This window comes from Devosia sp. GW821-FHT12F11 (genome assembly GCF_058806655.1).
On the sequence record NZ_JBXAPX010000009.1, the window covers coordinates 150,072 to 168,562 of the forward strand.

General features: G+C 65.0%; 21 protein-coding genes. 18 read left to right on the plus strand and 3 right to left on the minus strand.

Features of this window, described 5'->3' with window-relative positions; translation table 11 throughout:
- Nucleotides 1-65 precede the first annotated feature (65 nt).
- From tpiA to AC1ROK_RS24040, 8 genes are all read left to right on the plus strand, one after another.
- Entirely contained in the window at nt 66-821 is a 756-nt protein-coding gene (tpiA, locus tag AC1ROK_RS24005; protein ID WP_492851645.1) for a triose-phosphate isomerase, read from the plus strand.
- A 103-nt stretch (nt 822-924) separates the two neighbouring features.
- Nucleotides 925-1,425, plus strand: coding sequence for a preprotein translocase subunit SecG (gene secG / locus AC1ROK_RS24010; RefSeq protein WP_492851647.1), 501 nt, complete (start codon nt 925-927; stop codon nt 1,423-1,425).
- Between the two features lie 127 nt (nt 1,426-1,552).
- Nucleotides 1,553-3,181: a CTP synthase gene (gene pyrG, locus AC1ROK_RS24015; protein WP_492851649.1), complete on the plus strand. Its 1,629-nt coding sequence runs from the start codon at nt 1,553-1,555 to the stop codon at nt 3,179-3,181.
- Nucleotides 3,181-3,678: a GNAT family N-acetyltransferase gene (locus AC1ROK_RS24020; protein WP_492851651.1), complete on the plus strand. Its 498-nt coding sequence runs from the start codon at nt 3,181-3,183 to the stop codon at nt 3,676-3,678. Before pyrG ends, AC1ROK_RS24020 begins: the two co-directional genes overlap by 1 nt.
- Before the next feature lie 26 nt (nt 3,679-3,704).
- A complete protein-coding gene (locus tag AC1ROK_RS24025) occupies nt 3,705-4,208 on the plus strand; it encodes a GNAT family N-acetyltransferase (protein WP_492851653.1) in 504 nt (167 codons plus the stop codon).
- Between the two features lie 96 nt (nt 4,209-4,304).
- Entirely contained in the window at nt 4,305-4,496 is a 192-nt protein-coding gene (locus AC1ROK_RS24030) for a DUF4169 family protein (protein ID WP_492851655.1), read from the plus strand.
- A gap of 34 nt (nt 4,497-4,530) precedes the next feature.
- Nucleotides 4,531-5,196, plus strand: coding sequence for a LuxR C-terminal-related transcriptional regulator (locus AC1ROK_RS24035; RefSeq protein ID WP_492851657.1), 666 nt, complete (start codon nt 4,531-4,533; stop codon nt 5,194-5,196).
- An 89-nt stretch (nt 5,197-5,285) separates the two neighbouring features.
- Nucleotides 5,286-5,765, plus strand: coding sequence for a glutathione peroxidase (locus AC1ROK_RS24040; RefSeq protein ID WP_492851659.1), 480 nt, complete (start codon nt 5,286-5,288; stop codon nt 5,763-5,765).
- Between the two features lie 321 nt (nt 5,766-6,086).
- Here the strand turns inward: AC1ROK_RS24040 and AC1ROK_RS24045 are convergent, their stop codons facing one another.
- The gene (locus AC1ROK_RS24045; protein ID WP_055881439.1) at nt 6,087-7,265 is read right to left on the minus strand and encodes a type III PLP-dependent enzyme domain-containing protein; all 1,179 of its coding nucleotides are present in this window, start codon (nt 7,263-7,265) and stop codon (nt 6,087-6,089) included.
- A 232-nt stretch (nt 7,266-7,497) separates the two neighbouring features.
- On the opposite strand from AC1ROK_RS24045, the gene AC1ROK_RS24050 reads away from it, so the two are divergent.
- From AC1ROK_RS24050 to AC1ROK_RS24095, 10 genes are all read left to right on the plus strand, one after another.
- The gene (locus tag AC1ROK_RS24050) at nt 7,498-8,958 is read left to right on the plus strand and encodes a DegQ family serine endoprotease (RefSeq protein WP_492851661.1); all 1,461 of its coding nucleotides are present in this window, start codon (nt 7,498-7,500) and stop codon (nt 8,956-8,958) included.
- A complete protein-coding gene (locus AC1ROK_RS24055) occupies nt 8,958-10,274 on the plus strand; it encodes a replication-associated recombination protein A (protein ID WP_492851663.1) in 1,317 nt (438 codons plus the stop codon). The genes AC1ROK_RS24050 and AC1ROK_RS24055 overlap by 1 nt, the downstream gene beginning before the upstream one ends.
- Nucleotides 10,275-10,672: 398 nt before the next feature.
- Nucleotides 10,673-11,326, plus strand: a complete 654-nt coding sequence (locus AC1ROK_RS24060; RefSeq protein ID WP_492851996.1) for a YqiJ family protein — start codon at nt 10,673-10,675, stop codon at nt 11,324-11,326.
- Nucleotides 11,327-11,333: 7 nt separating this feature from the next.
- Entirely contained in the window at nt 11,334-12,974 is a 1,641-nt protein-coding gene (locus AC1ROK_RS24065; RefSeq protein ID WP_492851665.1) for a flotillin family protein, read from the plus strand.
- Between the two features lie 58 nt (nt 12,975-13,032).
- Nucleotides 13,033-13,410: a fluoride efflux transporter CrcB gene (gene crcB, locus AC1ROK_RS24070; RefSeq protein ID WP_492851667.1), complete on the plus strand. Its 378-nt coding sequence runs from the start codon at nt 13,033-13,035 to the stop codon at nt 13,408-13,410.
- On the plus strand, nt 13,407-14,393 hold the full coding sequence (locus AC1ROK_RS24075) for an RluA family pseudouridine synthase (protein ID WP_492851669.1): 987 nt from the start codon (nt 13,407-13,409) through the stop codon (nt 14,391-14,393). Before crcB ends, AC1ROK_RS24075 begins: the two co-directional genes overlap by 4 nt.
- A gap of 85 nt (nt 14,394-14,478) precedes the next feature.
- Nucleotides 14,479-15,108, plus strand: a complete 630-nt coding sequence (locus AC1ROK_RS24080; RefSeq protein ID WP_492851671.1) for a hypothetical protein — start codon at nt 14,479-14,481, stop codon at nt 15,106-15,108.
- Nucleotides 15,109-15,185: 77 nt separating this feature from the next.
- Entirely contained in the window at nt 15,186-15,848 is a 663-nt protein-coding gene (locus tag AC1ROK_RS24085) for an HAD-IA family hydrolase (protein WP_492851673.1), read from the plus strand.
- A gap of 202 nt (nt 15,849-16,050) precedes the next feature.
- Complete coding sequence (locus AC1ROK_RS24090) at nt 16,051-16,710, plus strand: HAD family hydrolase (RefSeq protein WP_492851674.1); 660 nt, start codon at nt 16,051-16,053, stop codon at nt 16,708-16,710.
- Nucleotides 16,710-17,486: an ATP12 family chaperone protein gene (locus AC1ROK_RS24095; protein WP_492851676.1), complete on the plus strand. Its 777-nt coding sequence runs from the start codon at nt 16,710-16,712 to the stop codon at nt 17,484-17,486. The genes AC1ROK_RS24090 and AC1ROK_RS24095 overlap by 1 nt, the downstream gene beginning before the upstream one ends.
- A gap of 183 nt (nt 17,487-17,669) precedes the next feature.
- Here AC1ROK_RS24095 and folK read toward each other — a convergent pair whose 3' ends face one another.
- Both folK and folB read right to left on the minus strand, forming a co-directional pair.
- A complete protein-coding gene (folK, locus tag AC1ROK_RS24100; protein WP_492851678.1) occupies nt 17,670-18,104 on the minus strand; it encodes a 2-amino-4-hydroxy-6-hydroxymethyldihydropteridine diphosphokinase in 435 nt (144 codons plus the stop codon).
- On the minus strand, nt 18,104-18,490 hold the full coding sequence (folB, locus tag AC1ROK_RS24105) for a dihydroneopterin aldolase (protein WP_492851680.1): 387 nt from the start codon (nt 18,488-18,490) through the stop codon (nt 18,104-18,106). The genes folK and folB overlap by 1 nt, the downstream gene beginning before the upstream one ends.
- Between the last annotated feature and the right edge of the window lies 1 nt (nt 18,491).

The following is an 18,491-nucleotide window of genomic DNA, read 5'->3' on the forward strand; positions in this document are numbered from 1 at the left end:
GCAAGGCACATCGGGACGGGGGTTATGGGAAACTCCCACAATAGGCAAGTAGAAGGAGCGTCAAGGTGACGGCAGAGATAACGCCGCTGATCGCGGGCAACTGGAAGATGAACGGCACCACGGCCTCCCTGGGGGAGGTGCAGAAGCTCGCCGCGCTGCTCGCCAATGGCGGAGGCCCGCGGGGTACGGTGGTGATCTGCCCGCCTGCCACGCTGCTCGAACGGCTCAACGAACTGGCGGCTCCAGCCGGCATCGTCACCGGCGGACAGGACTGCCATCCGGCCGCCGGCGGCGCCCATACCGGCGATGTCAGCGCGCAGATGCTGGCCGATGCCGGCGCCCAGTTCGTGATCGTTGGCCATTCGGAGCGCCGCAGCAACCACGGCGAGACCGATGGGCTGGTGCAGCAGAAGGCACTTGCCGCACACGCCTCCGGCCTCGTGCCGATCATATGCGTGGGCGAAACCGAGGCTGAGCGCGATGCGGGCAGGGCTGTAAGCGTCGTCATCGGTCAGCTCGAAGGCTCGGTGCCGGACGACTGGTCGGGTCACGACATCGTCATCGCCTACGAGCCCGTGTGGGCCATTGGCACCGGCCGTACCCCGACATCGGCCGACATCGCTGAGATGCACAATGCCATTCGCGACCAGCTGAAATCCCGGTTTGGCGAGCGCGGTGCGGCAGTGCGCATCCTCTATGGCGGCTCGATGAAGCCGTCGAACGCCAGTGAGATCCTGCGCATCGCCAACGTCAATGGCGGGCTGGTCGGCGGGGCAAGCCTCTTGGCAAACGACTTCCACGCCATTATCTCGGCTCTCTAGAAGAGGCATCCGGCGCCGATCGAAAGGCGGCGGATGGCGCTGGCATTTGTGTTGGCGCGCGTGTAGAAGCGCGCCAAACCGATATCGAAAGCCTGAAGGTCCAATGGCCAACGTCCTGATCGTCGCCTATCTCCTGATCGTGCTCGCGCTGATTGCAGTGATCCTGCTGCAGCGGTCCGAGGGCGGCGGGCTCGGCATGGGTTCCTCGAATGCCAACGGCCTGATTTCGGTCCGTGGTTCGGCAAACCTGCTGACCCGCACCACAGCCATCCTGGCGGCTCTGTTTTTTGCTTCGGCCATCGGCCTGACGATTCTCTCTTCGGTTGATCGCGGTACGAGCTCCATCCTCGACCGCGCTGCCCAGGGTGGTGACGCGGCGCCGACCACCGTGCTCGACGCGCTGCAGCAGTTGCAGCAGCAGAGCGGGGGCGATCTGCCGGTTCCGACCGACACGACCACCGCCCCGGCGACGAATACCCCATCGACGACCACAGAGGCCCCGGCAGCCGGTTCCGATCTGCCGGTGCCCACCGAAACGGCGCCCGCTACCGAAACTCCGGCGGCTCCGGCGACGACAGAACAACCAGCGGCGCCTGCCAACTGAGGCCGCCGCGACAGCGAACCGGGGAAGGGGATGGCAACATCCCCTTCTTCTTTTTGTGTGGGGCCATGCCAACGTGATCGGCAGCGCCCTTGAGAATCAGAATTTCGACCGCTTAAGGTAAAAGCCCATGGCACGGTACGTTTTCATCACCGGTGGCGTGGTTTCCTCTTTGGGTAAAGGCCTCGCTTCCGCAGCTCTCGGCGCGGTTCTGCAGGCTCGCGGCTACAAAGTCCGCCTGAGGAAACTCGACCCTTACCTCAACGTCGATCCGGGCACGATGTCGCCCACGCAGCATGGCGAGGTGTTCGTCACCGACGACGGGGCGGAAACCGATCTCGATCTCGGTCACTACGAGCGTTTCACCGGTCGTCACGCCAACAAGCGCGACAACGTCACTACCGGGCGCATCTATTCCGACATCATCGCCAAAGAGCGCCGCGGCGACTACCTGGGCGCCACGGTGCAGGTGATCCCGCACGTCACCGACGCCATCAAGGATTTTGTCCGCGAGGGCAATGAAGATTTCGATTTTGTGCTTGTGGAAGTCGGCGGCACGGTCGGCGACATCGAGGGGCTGCCGTTCTTCGAGGCGATCCGCCAGTTCGGCAACGACCTGCCGCGCGGCCACGCCATCTACGTCCACCTGACGCTGATGCCGTTCATTCCGTCCGCGGGGGAACTGAAGACCAAGCCGACGCAGCATTCGGTGGCAACGCTGCGCTCGATCGGCATCTCGCCCGATATCCTCTTGGTCCGCTGTGATCGCCCGATCCCGCATTCCGAGCGCAAGAAGCTGGCGCTGTTCTGCAACGTGCGCGAGAGCGCCGTGATTCAGGGCCTCGACGTCGCATCGATCTACGACGTGCCGCTCGCCTATCACAAGGAAGGCCTCGACCGCGAAGTGCTGGCCGCCTTCGGCATCGAAGACGCCCCGGCGCCGGACCTCAAGGCCTGGGAAGACGTGTCGTCGCGCCTCCACAATCCGGAGGGCGAGGTCAACATTGCCATCGTCGGCAAGTATACCGGGCTCAAGGACGCCTACAAATCGCTGAGCGAAGCCCTGGTGCATGGCGGCATCGCCAACCGGGTGAAGGTCAACCTCAACTGGATCGACTCCGAGATCTTCGAGCACGAGGATCCGGCGCCCTATCTCGAGCACATCCACGGTATCCTGGTGCCGGGCGGCTTCGGGGAGCGCGGGTCGGCAGGCAAAATCCAGGCGGCCCGCTTTGCGCGCCTCAAGGACGTGCCATATTTCGGCATCTGCTTCGGCATGCAGATGGCCTGCATCGAGGCGGCGCGAAACACCGCCGGCATCAAGAATGCCAATTCCACCGAGTTCGGCCCGACCAAGGAACCGATCGTCGGTATCATGACCGAATGGGTCAAGGGTAACGAGCAGGTTACGCGCAGCGCCGAAACCGATCTTGGCGGCACCATGCGTCTCGGCTCCTACCCGGCGCAGCTCGCCAAGGGGTCGCGCGTGGCCGACATCTACGGCTCGACCCGCATCACCGAGCGGCACCGCCACCGCTACGAAGTGAACATGAACTACCGCAAGGTGCTCGAGGCCAACGGGCTGCTGTTCTCCGGCGTCTCGCCGGATGGCAAGCTGCCGGAGATCGTCGAACGCACCGATCATCCGTGGTTCATCGGCGTGCAGTTCCACCCGGAGCTGAAGTCGAAGCCGTTCGAGCCGCACCCGCTCTTTGCCAGCTTCATCGAAGCGGCCAAGGAACAGAGCCGGCTGGTCTGATGGAAATCCAAACGGCGCGGCTGCTGCTGCGCCGCCCACGGCCTGACGATCTGGATGCATTCTTCACGATGATGTCGGACGCGCGGGGGATGCGTTACTGGTCTACGCTGCCGCACGCCGATCGTGACGTGACCCGCGCCTGGCTCGACCGGAAGATCGAGCGCACGGCCGCAGGTGGCGAGGATTTCACCATCGAATTCGAGGGCCGGGTGGTTGGTGACGTCGGCGCCGGCCGCCTGCCGGATTTTGGCTTCATGATCCACCCCGAGTATTGGGGGCGAGGGATTGCCTCCGAGGCGGCGGCCGCCTTCATCGACTATGCGTTCACGCGCCAGCTCACCGACCAGTTGCTGGCCGATGTCGATCCGCGAAACCTCGCATCGCTGTGGGTGCTGGAGAAGCTGGGTTTTGCCAGGACCGGCGAAGCGAGGAACACGTTCCTGCTCGGCGACGAATGGTGCGACAGCATCTATCTAACGCTCGCTCGCCCGCGATAAGCTCCGGCGATATCGGGAGTTCCCAGATGACCCAGCTTCGAACGGCGCGGCTGGTGCTGCGCCGCGCCATTGCCTCCGATATCCTCGCGATCCACGCCATCCTCAGTTCGCCTGAGGCCATGCGCTACTGGGCGACGTTGCCGCACGTGTCGATGGCGGAGACCGAAACCTGGTTCGAGGCGCAGTTTTTCAGCGGCGACCCGGCGCGCGACGAATGGGTCATCGTCGAGGACGGACGGGTGATCGGCAATATCGGCATCTGGAAGATGCCCGAGATGGGCTTCATCCTGCACCCCGATGCATGGGGCCGAGGTCTCGCGACGGAGGCTGCCACGGCCTTCCTCACCTATGCATTCACGGCCTATCCGATCGAGGCGGTAACCGCCGACGTCGACCCGCGCAATGCGGCCTCGCTGAAGTTGCTGCAGCGCCTCGGCTTCGCCGTCACCGGCACCGCTGAGAACACGTTCCTCGTCGGCGATGAGTGGTGCCACAGCGTCTATCTGGCGCTGCCGCGCCCCATCGCCTAGAGCGCGCTCACAGGTGGGGCCGGCCTATTACCGTGTCGGTGCAATTGACCCGGACGCCTGCTGCTGCACAATAGCCAGCTAACCGGAGTGTCAATCGTGGCCGAAATTCTCTCCCTCTCGAAAGCCCGCAAGGCCAAGGCGCGCGTCGCCAAGGAGCAGACAGCCGCCGCGAACCGGGTGAAGTTCGGCCGCACCAAGGCGGAGCGGCAGCTCGAGAAGGCGCAGGACGCGCTCGAGACCCGGCGGATCGACGCGCATCTGCGCAACCCCGATGGCACCGAGGGGTAGGGATATTCGCTCCGCCATGCGTTAGCCTCGTCTCATGAGCGTAACGAGGTCGCGTGGCCGCCCGCCCTATGCCGATAGCCTGACGCCCGCCGAATGGCGGGTGGCCGATGCCATCCGGCATGGCGGCACCGATCGCACGATCTCAAAACGCCTTGGCATCAGCAGCGACGCGGTGAAGTTCCACGTCGGTAACATCCTGGGCAAGCTCGGCTTCGCCAACCGCCGTGCGCTCCGGCAATGGGCCGGCGTGCCGCAGGCCAGCGCGCTCGGGCAACGCAGGCAAAGGGGAGATGATATGTCGGTGGCAGCACAAGTCCTGAAGCGCGACGATGTCCGCTGGGGCACGATCGGGCAGTTGGCCCGCTCGGTCCGCGACATCGCGGCAGCCGAAGCGTGGTATCGCGACGTGCTGCGCCTGCCGCACCTCTATACCTTTGGCAATCTCGCCTTCTTCGATTGCGGCGGCACCCGGCTGATGCTGAGCGCCGGCGAAAGGGCCGAGACCGACAGCTACGTCATCTATTTCCGCGTGCCCGACATTCATGCCGCGCATCGTGAACTGCAGCAGCGCGGGGCGGTGTTCCAGGCGGCGCCCCACATGATTCATCGGCATGCCGACGGCACCGAGGAATGGATGGCGTTCTTCGCCGACAACGAGGGGCGGCCGCTGGGCATCATGTGCCAGGTCCCGCCGGCCTGACGGTTACATGCCTGTTCCTTGAAAAGTGCCGCTGCATGATGCAGCTATCGGGTTAGGGCAGGGATGTTGCCCTGACCGGAGCTATTGCCTTGACCTCACTTTATGACTTTTCCGCCCCGTTGCTCGGTGGAGCTGAGCAGCAGCTGTCAGCCTATCGCGACAAGGTCGTGCTGGTGGTCAACGTCGCCAGTAAATGCGGTTTCACCCCGCAGTATACCGGGCTCGAAAAGCTCTACGAAACCTACAAGGATCGCGGCCTCGTCGTGCTCGGCTTCCCCTGCAACCAGTTCGGCGAGCAGGAGCCGGGCACCGAGGCGGAGATCGCGGCCTTCTGCGACCTCAACTACAACGTCACGTTCCCGATTTTCGGCAAGGTGCGGGTCAATGGCCGCGGCGCGCTGCCGCTCTACCAGTGGCTGCGCCGCAAGGCGCCGGGCCTGCTTGGAGTGCAACTGATCCCGTGGAACTTCACGAAGTTCCTCGTCGATCGCAGCGGCAGGAACGTCCAGCGCTTCGCTTCGGCGACAGAGCCGGCGGACCTCGTGCCTGCAATCGAGAAGTTGCTCTAGCTAACCTTTGTGGTGCAGGCGTCGTCGTTCGCTACGCGTTTCGTGACGTTCCTCGTGTAGCGCCTTGCGGTCGACAATGCGTCCACGCCAGAACAGCACCGCGCCCCAGGCCACGAAGCCCAGGAGCACCACCACAGCCAAGACCACCCCACCCGGCATCTTCGCCACCTCGTTTGGTTGCTGAGGGGGAGGATATGCTTGATGCGCGCGGCTGGGTAGGGGGTCGGGATGACGGCCGGTGAAAGGGCATCATCGAGACCCATAAACAAGAAGCCCGGCAAGCTTGCGCATGCCGGGCTCAAATTTCTCAGCGAACCGTGATCACTCGGCCGGCTGCATGTCCTTGCCGGTGTAGACCTCGTCTACCCAGTACTGGTCGCGGCGCCAGAAGCCGTTGAACGGGGTGAGCGAAGCCTGGGTGTAGGCACCCATCAGGCCGAACTCGATCCAGTCGTCCTCATCGACGTCCGAGGGCAGGGTGAAGATCTGCGGCAGCACGTCGTAGCTGTCACAGGTCGGGCCCCAGACGGTGAAATCGGAGAACTCGCCGTCATTGTCGTGCAGGCGCGGACCACGCCACACCCGGGTCGGCGGGGTGAAGTGCATGAACTTCACTTCCATCAGCGATCCGTAGGCGCCGTCGTTCAGATACACTGACTGCCCGCCGCGCTGGTGCTTTACACGCAACAGCAGTGAAGTGGACGAGGTCACCAGCGCACGGCCCGGCTCGATGATCAGCTCGGGCTTGGAGCTGGCAAAGTTGTCCTTCACCGCCTGCGAGATGGTCTCGAAATAATAGTCCATCGGCGGGGCTTCGGAGGTCGGGTAGGGGGCCGGATAGCCGCCGCCGATATTCAGGCGCTTGAGCTCGATCCCACTCTCCTCGGCGATCTTGGCCGCCGCCGCGATGTGGCGCTCATAGGCATAAACGTCCTCGCACTGCGAGCCGACGTGGAAGCAGAGCGACGGCGTGTAGCCCATCTGGTCGACGAGCCGGACGATCTCGGCGGCGCCGTCCTGCATTACGCCGAACTTGATGCCGAAATCGTAGGATTTCAGCGCCTTGCCGGCCTTGAAGCGGGTCGTCACCTCGATGTCGCGCGACGGCGACACCACCGCCGCCAACTGGTCGAGCTGCTGCGGGTGGTCGATGGTGAACGAGCGGACCCCGAACTCCTCGTAGGCCCGTTCGATCTCGCGCTTGTTCTTGATCGGGTTGTTGTAGTGCATCGCCGCGCCCGGGGCGTGGTCGCGCACCAGCTCCATCTCCATGTTGGAGGCGACGTCGAAGGCCTTCAGGCCCTCTTCGTGCAGCTGGCGGATGATGTGCGGCGACGGGTTGCACTTGACCGCATAGGTCAGCAGGCCGTCGAACCCCTTCTTGAACACCTTCGTCGCCCGGTGCAGTTCCTTTTTGGAGAACAGGAAGCTCGGAAAATCCGGCTCCTCGCTGGCGATAAGCTGCGACGTGTTGGTGTAGACCGTGGTCGGCTCAGTCATTGGGCGGCTAACCTTTCAGGGGTCTTGTACGAGAAGGTCCTCGGGGCAGAAAAGTGAGCGCTGCATATAGGGTCGATTGACCTACTGGGCAACGTCATATTTCGCGGATTACCAATCGGTAAGCCCAGCACCTAAAAGGCGCCAGATTCGCGGCGTTTGTCGGGCCATCGCGCCCACGGTTCGCGGCGCATTATCGCCTGAGGATATGACGATGTCGAAACAGGGGTTGATCTTGGCTCTCGGAGGCGTCGCCGCCGGCGCCGCGCTGGTATTCGGCTACGCCGAGATTTCGAGTCGCACAGTTGAGCCACCGGCTATGGTCAGCGCCGCGCACGCCACCGAACCGGCCACTGCCGAAACGCGGACCGTTCCCGCCACCCGCACCGAGATGCAGCTCAGCTTCGCGCCGGTGGTCAAGTCAGTGACCCCCTCGGTGGTCAATGTCTACGCCACGACGATCAGCCAGCGCGCCACCTCGCCGTTCCTCGATGATCCATTCTTCCAGCGCTTCTTCGGGGGCGATGGCCCGTTCATGGACAGCCGGCCGCAGAAATCACAGTCGCTCGGCTCCGGTGTCATCGTCGATGGCGCCGGCGTCATCCTCACCAACCATCACGTCATCGAAGGCGCGACGGATATTCGGATCTCGACCAATGACGGACACGAGTACCCGGTCGACCTGGTGCTCGACGATCCCAAGACCGATCTCGCCGTGCTTAAGGTCAAGGACCCCAAGGGCGCCACCTTCCCGGCCCTGGCCTTCGCCGATTCCGACCAGCTCGAGGTTGGCGACCTGGTGCTCGCCATCGGCAATCCGTTCGGCGTCGGCCAGACCGTCACGTCAGGGATCGTCTCGGCGCTGGCGCGGACCGGCGTCGAAAGCTCGAACTACGAGTTCTTCATCCAGACCGACGCGGCGATCAATCCGGGCAATTCCGGTGGTGCGCTGGTCGACCTGCAGGGCCGGCTGGTCGGGGTCAACACCGCCATCGTCTCGCGCTCCGGCGGGTCGGTCGGCATCGGCTTTGCCATCCCTGCCAACATGGCCAAGCTCGTCGCCGAAACCGGCATTGCCGGTGGCGCGCTGGTGCGGCCATGGTTCGGCGCCCGCATGCAACCGGTGACCGCCGATCTCGCCGACAGCCTCGGGCTTGGCCAGGCGCGGGGCGCACTGATCAGCGAGATCGCCCCGGGTGGGCCGGCCGAGAAGGCCGGCTTCGCCGATGGCGACGTGATCCTTGCCGTCGACGGCTTCAACATCGAGCAGCCCAGCGCCTTCGATTTCCGCCTTGCCACCAAGCCGGTCGGTGCCACGGCGGACCTGCAGTATTTCCGCGCCGGCAAGACCGAGGACAAGGTCATCACCCTCGAAGCGCCTCCGGGTGCCGGCAAGCCAGTCAGCGTCTCCGGCAATACCCGCTTCGCCGGGACCACGGTGGAAACCGTGACGCCAGCGGTAGCGCAGGAGCTGGGGCTGCCTTACGACACCCACGCGGTGCTGGTGCGGCGCGTCGAGTCCGGTTCGCCGGCCGACGATATGGGCCTCAGGGCGGGTGACCTGATCATCAGCCTCAACGGCCAGGCGACCGACGATGCCGAGCGCTTCGGCAAGCTCGCCAATGACCGTCCGCAGAGCTGGCGCGTTGTGCTACAGCGGGGCGGCCGGATTGTCCGGGCCGAGGTGAGTGGTTGATGCTTTCGCTGTTCGATGATGCCGCGCCGCGTCCGCTCGCCGAGGCCCTGAGGCCGCAGCGGCTCGCCGACGTCATCGGACAGGATCATCTGCTCGGGCCCAATGGCCCGATCGGCCGCATGGTCACGGCCGGCCGGGTCTCGTCGTTCATCCTGTGGGGGCCGCCGGGCGTGGGGAAGACCACCATTGCGCGGCTGGTGGCAAAGGAAGTCGGGCTCGATTTCGTACAGCTGAGCGCGGTGCTGTCCGGCGTGGCCGACCTCCGCAAGGTGATCGCTGACGCCAAGGCGCTGCGCCTCGGGGCAGGGCGGCAGACGGTGATGTTCGTCGATGAGCTGCACCGCTTCAACCGCACCACGCAGGACGCATTGCTGCCGCATGTTGAGGACGGCACCGTGATCCTGATCGGCGCTACCACCGAGAACCCGAGTTTCTCGATGGTGGCGGCGCTGTTGTCCCGCGCCAAGGTCTACACGCTCCGCCGCTTCGAGAAGCCCGACCTCGCCATCCTCGCCGAGCGGGCCGAGGCGCATGTCGGCAGGAAGCTCCCGATCACCGCCGAAGCACGCGACGCGCTGCTCGAGATGGCTGATGGCGATGGCCGCTACCTTATCGGCCTGGCCGAGGAGCTGTTCGCCTTGCCGGAGGACGCGATGCTCGATGTCTCCGGCCTCGCCGAGACGGTGCAGAAGCGGGCACCGGTCTACGACAAGGGGCAGGAGGAGCATTACAACCTGCTCAGCTGCTTCCACAAAAGCCTGCGCGGCTCCGATGTGCAGGCGGCGATGTACTGGGCGCAGCGCATGCTGGTGGGTGGCGAGCACCCCGACACCATCTTCCGCCGTCTCGCCTGCGCCGCCTCGGAGGATGTCGGCATGGCCGACCCGCAGGCCATGGTGCAGGTGATCACTGCCTGGAACGCCTTCGAACGTACCGGCCTGCCGGAGGGCGAGCTGTTCATGGCGCAGGCGATCGCCTATGTGGCCACGGCGCCGAAATCCAACGCCGCCATGGTTGGTTTCGCCAATGCCAAGGCGCTGGCCCAGCAGACGGGCTCGCTGCCGCCGCCCAAGCACATCCTCAACGCCCCGACCAAGCTGATGAAAGAGCTCGGCTACAACAAGGGCTACCGCTACGACCACGACTATCCGGACGCGTTCTCGGGGCAGGAGTTCTTCCCGGACGAACTGGCCGGCGATCGCCGCCCCGAGTTCTACCAACCGAACGAGCGCGGCTTCGAGCGTGAGGTAATCAAGCGCCTCGACTTCTGGTCCGGCCGCCGCGAACAGCGCCGCGAGGACGAAGGCGACAACTAGCAACTCACGGATTGAGTTGAACCACCTTGCTGCTGGATAGGTGGGGCGCTGTCGCCGAACTGATCCACTGCGCCCCGCCCCCCCAAGTTGCGATGTCATCCCAACGAAAGCTGGGACCCCACGGAGAGGGCTCTGCCCTCGTCCGGCATCCATTTGCGCGGGCTGGGAGTTGGGTCCGCTTTCGCTGGGATGACAGCCGGTGGGTGGTCAAAGATCAAGCCCACAGCTTGGCCGCTCGACCGCGAAACGATCCCGCGTACCCGCCGTTGCTTGGCGCCATCTGAGCAACCAAGATTAGCCATACCGAAAAACGGTGCCCTGAAGTCCTTGCGCCCCATGGAAAACTGTCACAACAGTCCCATATGACCTGAAGGGATCAGGGGAGGGGCAAGATAGAACTGTTCGCGCCGGAATTCGCACCGTTCACCGTTGCATTGATCGTCATGCTGGCGATCGGCGTGATCGAGTTGCTATCCCTTCTCATCGGCTTCTCGCCCTCCGCTTCGATCGAGGCGGCGCTGCCCGGCGTCGATGTTCCCGACCTCGAAGCGCCGGAACTCAGCGGCGCCGAAGTCGGCCCGCTCTCGCATGTGCTCAGCTGGTTCTCGGTCGGGCGGCTACCGTTCCTGGCGCTGCTGGTGATTTTCCTTACCGGCTTCGGGTTGAGCGGCTACATCGTCCAATGGGCCGCCAATAGCGCCACAGGCAGCGCTCTCAACCCGTGGATCGCCGCGGTCCCGGCGCTGATCGGCGCCGGCTATGCGACGCGCTATCTCGGGCGCTGGCTCGGCGACATTTTTCCCCGGGATCAATCCGAGGCGGCCAGCCGCGCCGAACTGGTCGGCAGTTACGCCACCATCATTCGCGGCGAGGCCAGGCAGGGCCAGCCCGCCGAAGCCAAGACCACCGACCTTCGCGGTCGCACCCATTACATCCTGCTTGAGCCGGGCGAGCCCGGCATGACTTACAGCGCCGGCGACCGGGTCTTCCTCGTCGGCCGCGACAAGAACGTCTATCGCGCCATCACGCGCCTCACCCCGCCACAGGAATAGCTCCGCAATGTACGACCAGCTCATTTCGATCCTGATCATGGCCGCCATCATCATCGTCGCGATCTTCGTGATCGGCATGATCATCGCGCGGCTCTACCGTCGTGCCAGCAAGGAAGTGTCCTTTGTCCGAACCGGTTTTGGTGGGCAGAAGGTGATCATGAACGGGGGCGCCCTGGTGCTTCCGGTGCTGCATGAGACCATTCCGGTCAACATGAACACGCTCCGCCTCGAGGTGGTGCGTACCGCCGAGCAGGCGCTGATCACCAAGGACCGCATGCGCGTCGACGTGCAGGCGGAGTTCTACGTCCGCGTGCAGCCGACGGCCGAGGCCATCGCCGACGCCGCCCAGACGCTCGGCCGCCGCACCATGGAGCCGCAGGCGCTGAAGGAACTGGTCGAAGGCAAGTTCGTCGATGCGCTCCGTGCCGTCGCCGCCGAGATGGCGATGGAGGAGCTGCACGAGCAGCGGGTCAGCTTCGTGCAGAAAGTGCAGGCCGCGGTCTCCGAGGATATCCTCAAGAACGGCCTCGAGCTCGAATCCGTGTCACTCACCGGCCTCGACCAGACGAACCGGGAGTTCTTCAATCCCGACAACGTGTTCGACGCCGAGGGTCTGACCAAGATGACCCAGTCGATCGAGGATCGGCGCAAGACCCGTAACGACATCGAACAGAACACCCAGGTGGCGATCGCGCGGAAGAACCTCGAGGCGCAGCAGGAGCAGTTCACGATTACCCGTGACTCCGAGTATGCCCGCCTCAACAATGAGCGCGAGATTGCCATCCGCATCGACCAGCAGAATGCCGAGATCGAGAGCCTGCGGGCCCAGCGCGCCACCGAGGCCGAGGCGGCCCGTACGCTATCACGCCAGCAGGTGAAGGAGGCGGCGATCAAGGCCGACCAGGCCATCGCGCTGTCCGAGCAGATCAGCGCTACGGCGATCGCTGCCAAGTCCGAGGAGCAGTCGAAGGCGGAAGCCAAGGCCGACGTGGCCCGTGCGCTCGCCGCCAAGGCGGCCGAAGAAGTCGAGACCGCGCGCCTGACCGAAATCGCCGAGCGGACCAAGCGCATCCAGCTGATCGAAGCCGAGCAGGAAGCCCAGAAGGCGTCGATCAACATCGTCATCTCGTCGGATGCCGAAAAGCAGGCGGCCAAGAACCGGGCCGAGGCAGCCCGCACGCTGGCCCAGGGCGAGGCGGAAGCCGCCAAGCTGAAGGCCGCCGCCACCGAGGTGACCTACGCTGTCGAGGCCGAGGGCAAGCAGAAGCTCAACGAGGCCGCCAACCGGCTGTCACCCGAGCAGATCGCCATGAATATCCGCATGGCGCTGATCGAGGCGCTACCCTCGATCATCGCGGAATCGGTGAAGCCGATGGAAAACATCGAGGGCATCAAGATCCTGCACGTCGACGGGCTGTCCGGGGGTGGCTCCGGTGGCCATGCAATGAACGGTCATGGCGGAGGCGGGATCGCCGACCAGGCGGTCGACGCGGCGCTACGCTATCGCAGCCAGGCCCCGCTGATCGATGCGCTGCTGGCCGAGCTCGGACTCAAGGGCGGCTCGCTCAACGGCCTCGTCTCGTCGGCGGTGGCGCCGGCGCTTGATATCGACGAAGAGGACGACGAGGCAAGCGTGCCGGCGACCTGACGCGAGGCGCGATGCATGGGGCTGGTCTTCCGCGGGCGGTGCCCGTAGAAGTCAGCCCATGCAAGCTTATCTTCTCGTTGGAATCGGCGGCGCGCTCGGCGCCTTGGCGCGCTTTGGCGCCCAGAACTGGATCGGCAGCCTGCCCAACGGCTTTCCGGTCGCGACGTTGCTTATCAACATCGTCGGCTCGATCGCCATGGGCGTGCTGATCGGCGTGCTCGCCAAGTTCACGCCGCAGCACCAGAACGAGATCCGGCTGTTCGTGGCGGTCGGCGTCTTCGGCGGCTTCACCACCTTCTCGAGCTTTTCGCTCGACGCCATCACGCTGATCGAGCGCGGCGATATCCTGCTCGCCGCGGTCTACATCGTCGGCTCGGTGCTGCTGTCGCTGGCCGGGCTCTGGATGGGCATGCTCGCCATGCGGGTGATTGCATGAGCGGCGTCCGGCAACAGGTCGTCGCCCGCGACGAAGACGGCATGCGGCTCGACCGCTGGTTCGCCACGCACTTCCCGCAAGTCACGTTCGGGCACCTGCAGAAGCTCCTGCGCTCCGGCCAGATCCGCGTCGACAGCGGTCGGGTCAAGGCCAACGCCCGCCTTGTGGCCGGGCAGGTGGTCCGCGTGCCGCCGATCGAGGCTGCGCCCGAGCGTGCCGAAGGGGAGATCAATTCGAGGGACGCCGATTTCCTCAGGGACATCATCCTCTATGAGGACGACGAGCTTTACGTCTTCAACAAGCCGCACGGCCTCGCCTCGCAAGGCGGCTCGGGCACCAAGCGCCATATGGATGGGCTGCTGAAGAGTCTCCCCAACAAGAAGGGCGAGGCGCCGCGGCTGGTACACCGGCTCGACCGCGATACCTCAGGCTGCCTCGTCGTCGCCAAGACCAAGGCAGCGGCGGCGTATTTCGGCGAGGTGTTCTCGTCGCGCCAGGCGCGGAAGATCTATTGGGCCGTGGTCTGGGGCAACCCGCACCCCAAGCAGGGCTCGATCTCGTGTTTCCTCGCCAAGCAGGCGACCACCGATGGCGAGCAGATGGTGGTGGTGCCTCAGGGGACGCCAGGCGCACAGCACTCGATGAGTTACTATTCGACCACCGACACGGCTGCTCGCCGCTTCGCCTGGGTGACGCTGAAGCCTGTGACCGGGCGCACGCACCAGTTGCGCGTCCACATGGCGCAGTTGCACAACCCGATCATGGGCGATCCGCGCTATTTCAACATCGAGAACTGGACGCCGCCGGACGAGATCAGCAAAGGCCTGCATCTCCACGCGCGTCGCATCCGGCTGCCGTTGCGCAACGGCCAGCTGCTCGATGTCTCGGCGCCGCTGCCGCCGCATATGCAGGCGACGTTCGATGTGCTCGGCTTCGATGCCGATCGCTACGACGTGCAGGATCAGGATCCGGAACAGGACTGATCAAATCGCCGCGAGCGCCGCACGAAATTCGGGGCTCGCGTGTTCACCTGTTGCGGCCCTATTCCGGGCGCACAGGGAGATGCCAATGAAAACGATCGTTCTCGCCGCCGCCACCGCGGCAACCCTCGCCATTGCTGCACCGGCCATTGCGCAGGACGCGACCACCATGACCTTCTTCGTCACCAGCGTGGGTGCCGGAGATGGCGCCAACCTCGGCGGCCTCGAGGGGGCCGACGCGCATTGCGCCAAGCTGGCGGAAGCCGCCGGCTCCACCGGCAAGACCTGGAAGGCCTATCTCAGTGCCGAAGGCGTCAACGCCAAGGACCGGATCGGCGCCGGCCCGTGGCAGAACTTCAAGGGCGACGTGATCGCCACCGATGTCGCCAACCTGCACAGCGCCGACAACAAGCTGACCAAGGCGACCGCGCTTTCCGAGACCGGGACCCCGATCAACGGGCGTGGCGACGATCCGAACCAGCATGACATCCTCACCGGCTCCAATCCGGATGGGACGCTGGCGGCCGGACAGACCTGCGGCGACTGGACGCTGAACGGCGAGGGCAGCGCCATTGTCGGTCATTCCGATCGGACTGGTCTCGATGAGTCCGACGCGGCCAAGTCATGGAACTCCTCGCATCCGTCGCGCGGCTGCAGTCAGGAGAACCTCGTCGGTACGGGTGGGGCAGGGCTTCTCTACTGCTTTGCAGCGATGTAGACTTCAACCAGTGGCGCAGGGCGTGACATGCCCTGCGTTTTATGGTTCTCAACGGGCCGAATTCAGGGGGAATTCCCGTGCGGCTCATCGTCTTCGATATGGATGGAACACTGATCGATACCCAGGCGCTCATTTCCGAGCACATGGGGTCGGCGTTCCGCTCGCTCGACCTGCCAGCGCCCACCTCGGCGCAGGTTCGACAGATCATCGGGTTGTCGCTGCCGGTGGCGGTCGGTCAGCTCGCTGGCACCAACGACATCGATGTGATCGAAGGTATCGTTGGGCAGTACAAGAGCTTCTACAAGGCCTCGCTCGAGCATGAGTTCGACCGTGAGCCGCTCTACCCGGGCGCCCGGGAAGCGCTGGATCGGCTGCGCGACCAGAAGGGCACCATCCTGGGCATCGCCACCGGCAAGGGGCTGACGGGCGTCGCGCGCATCCTGGACAACCACCGGATCACCGCGCACTTCACCACCCTGCAGACGCCCGACCACAATCCGTCGAAACCGCATCCCGGCATGCTGCTGAGCGCCATGGAGGAAACTGGCGCTGCGCCCCATCAGACGGTGATGGTAGGCGACACGGTGTTCGACATGGAGCTGGCGCGGGCTGCCAAGGTGCGCTCCATCGGCGTCAGCTGGGGCTATCACGATGCCGCCGAGCTGCTCAAAGCCGGGGCAGGGACCCTGATCCACGACTATTCCGAGCTCGATGCCGCCATCGAGCGCGTGCTGGAATAGCACCAGCCGGTGCAGTCTTCCGTGATCGAGCTATGCCTCTCACGGGGCGTGACACGCCCCGCAAATTATGGTTCTGAGCGGGCCTGGAGCGGGATTGCGTTTCGTTGAATCGCACTCCCGCTCCAAGTCTTTGTTTTGTCGCGAGATCGAACCGGAAAGGTCTGCAACCTTCCTGATCTCGCTCTGGGCAGGAGTTCTCCCGATGCGGCTCGTCGTCTTCGATCTCGATGGCACCCTGATCAATTCCGAGGCGCTGATCATCGAGACGGTCCGCGTATCCTTCGCCTCGGTGGGGCAGGCGATCCCCAGCGACGACGCGATCCGCTCGATCTCCGGTATCACCGCACGCGATGCCATGGGGATTCTCGCGCCCGATGCCGACAGTGACCGGATCGACGTGATCCTCAACGCCTATCGCTCCACCTACCAGCAGAAGGCTGGCCTCGCCCGCGAGCCGATGTTCGAGGGCGCGCTCGATGCGCTCGATCGCCTGCAGGCCGACCCGGAAACGATCCTCGCCGTGGCCACCGGCAAGGGCCACGCCGGCGCCATCACCCTGCTGGAGCGTCACGAAATCATCGGTCGCTTCAACTCGATCCAGACCCCCGCCCACAACCGCGGCAAGCCTGATCCGCAGATGATCGAGACAGCGATGCACAAGGCCGGCATTGGTCGCGAAGCCACCGTAATGATCGGCGACACCTCTCACGACATGAAGATGGCCCGAAACGCCGACGTCAAAGCGCTCGGCGTGTCCTGGGGCTATCATTCGGCGGCCGATCTCGAGGCCGCAGGCGCCGACCTCGTCATCCACCGCATGGATCAACTGGTCGACGCCGTGGACAAGCTGCTGGAGGCCTGATGCGCGAGTTCCTCGAAGACGCCGATAAGCACCGGGACGACGGTTACGGCCGGGCCCAGCACCTCAACAAGGTCGAGTTGCCCAAGCGCTTCTACAAGGAAGTCGGCGTGGGTGCGGCCGGCGGCGGCTACGCAGTGACGCTCGATGGCAAGACGCCGCGCACCCCGGCGCAGAAGCCGGTGGTGGTGCCGTACCAGGCGGTGGCCGCCGCCATGGCCGAGGAATGGGCGGCGCAGCAGCAGTTCATCGATCCCAAGACCATGCCGGTGGTCCGCCTGATCAACTCGGCGGTCGAGGCCGGCGACGAGCGCCTCGAGGCGCTGCGCGAGGAGATCGTCAAATATTCCGGTAACGACCTGCTGCTCTACCGCGCCGACACACCACGCGAGCTGGTGGCCGAGCAGGAGCGGGTGTGGGATGCGGTGCTGGTCAAGCTCGCTCGCCACTTCGAGATCGGCTTTCAGCCCACCATCGGCATCGTGCACCAGCCGCAGCCGGCGCCGACGCTGGAGCGCCTCCGCGCCGCGCTGGCCGATGCGGCACTCATCGAAGCCGTCGCGCTCAACTCCCTCACCGGCATCACCGGCTCGGGCCTGCTCAGCATCGCCTTGCGGGAGGGGCTGCTGGCGCCGGAAGAGGTGTGGACCGCTGCCCATGTCGACGAGGACCACAACGTGCGCCTGTGGGGCGAGGTCGAGGAAGCCACGGAACGCCGCGCCAAACGCCGGATGGAGTTCGACGCGGCGGTGCGAGTGCTGGAGATCGTCTGGGGCTAGGCTCGCTCGCCGGCCCCTTCCCGCCCGGGGCCCCAATGGGGTGCTGGTGGGAGGATCGACGCTGTGCGAGCACCCCAAACTCGGTGTCATCCCAGCGAAAGCGGGGAACTCTGTTTGCGATCGCGCCAAGGCCAAGAAAACAGAGGTTCCCGCTTTCGCGGGAATGACCCTGTGGCTGTGGCACTAGAGCTTGCGCCCCACGATCCACTCCGCCACCTCAGGCGCGATTTCGCGCAGTGGATCGAGTACGAAGTCGCGCTCGTGGGCGTGGCGGTGCGGCACATGCAGGCGCTCGCTATCGAGCTCCAGGCGCTCGTAGGCCACCACGTCGATATCAATGCGGCGCGGTCCCCAGCGAATGTCGCGGATCCGCCCCATCTCGCGTTCGATGCCGAGGCAGGCGTCGAGCAGCTCAAGCGGCGCGAGGCTGGTCTCGATCTCGACCACCATGTTGGAGAAATCCGGCTGGTCGGTCTTGCCCCATGGCTTGGTGATCAGCATCGAGGACTGCGCCACGACGGCAATGCCTGGCCAGGCGTTCAGCCGGTCCACTGCCTCGCGCACCTGCGCTGAGGGATCGCCGATATTGGCCCCGAGGCCCAGCCACGCGCGTGCCATCAGCGATCATCCCGGCGACGGTGGAGCTCGATGGCGGCCTCGCCGGCCACCATGGCGATCGGTGCCGAGGGCTTCTTCACCCTCACCTGGATCCAGCCGATCGCAGGAAACGCCTCGAACAGCCTGTCGACGATGTGTTGGCCTACGGCCTCGATCAGCTTGAACCGCTGCTCCTCGAACGCTGCCTTCGTCACCTCGTAAATCTCGGCGTAGGAGATCGAGTGCGCGAGCTCGTCGCTGCGACTAGCCTGGCCGAGGTCGACGCCGCAGGTGAGATCGACGAAGAAGCGCTGGCCCAGTACGGCTTCCTCGGGCATCATGCCGTGATAGCCGAAGAACCCCAGGTTCCTGAGGATGATGCGGTCGCCGTCGAAGTCTGTGGTCACG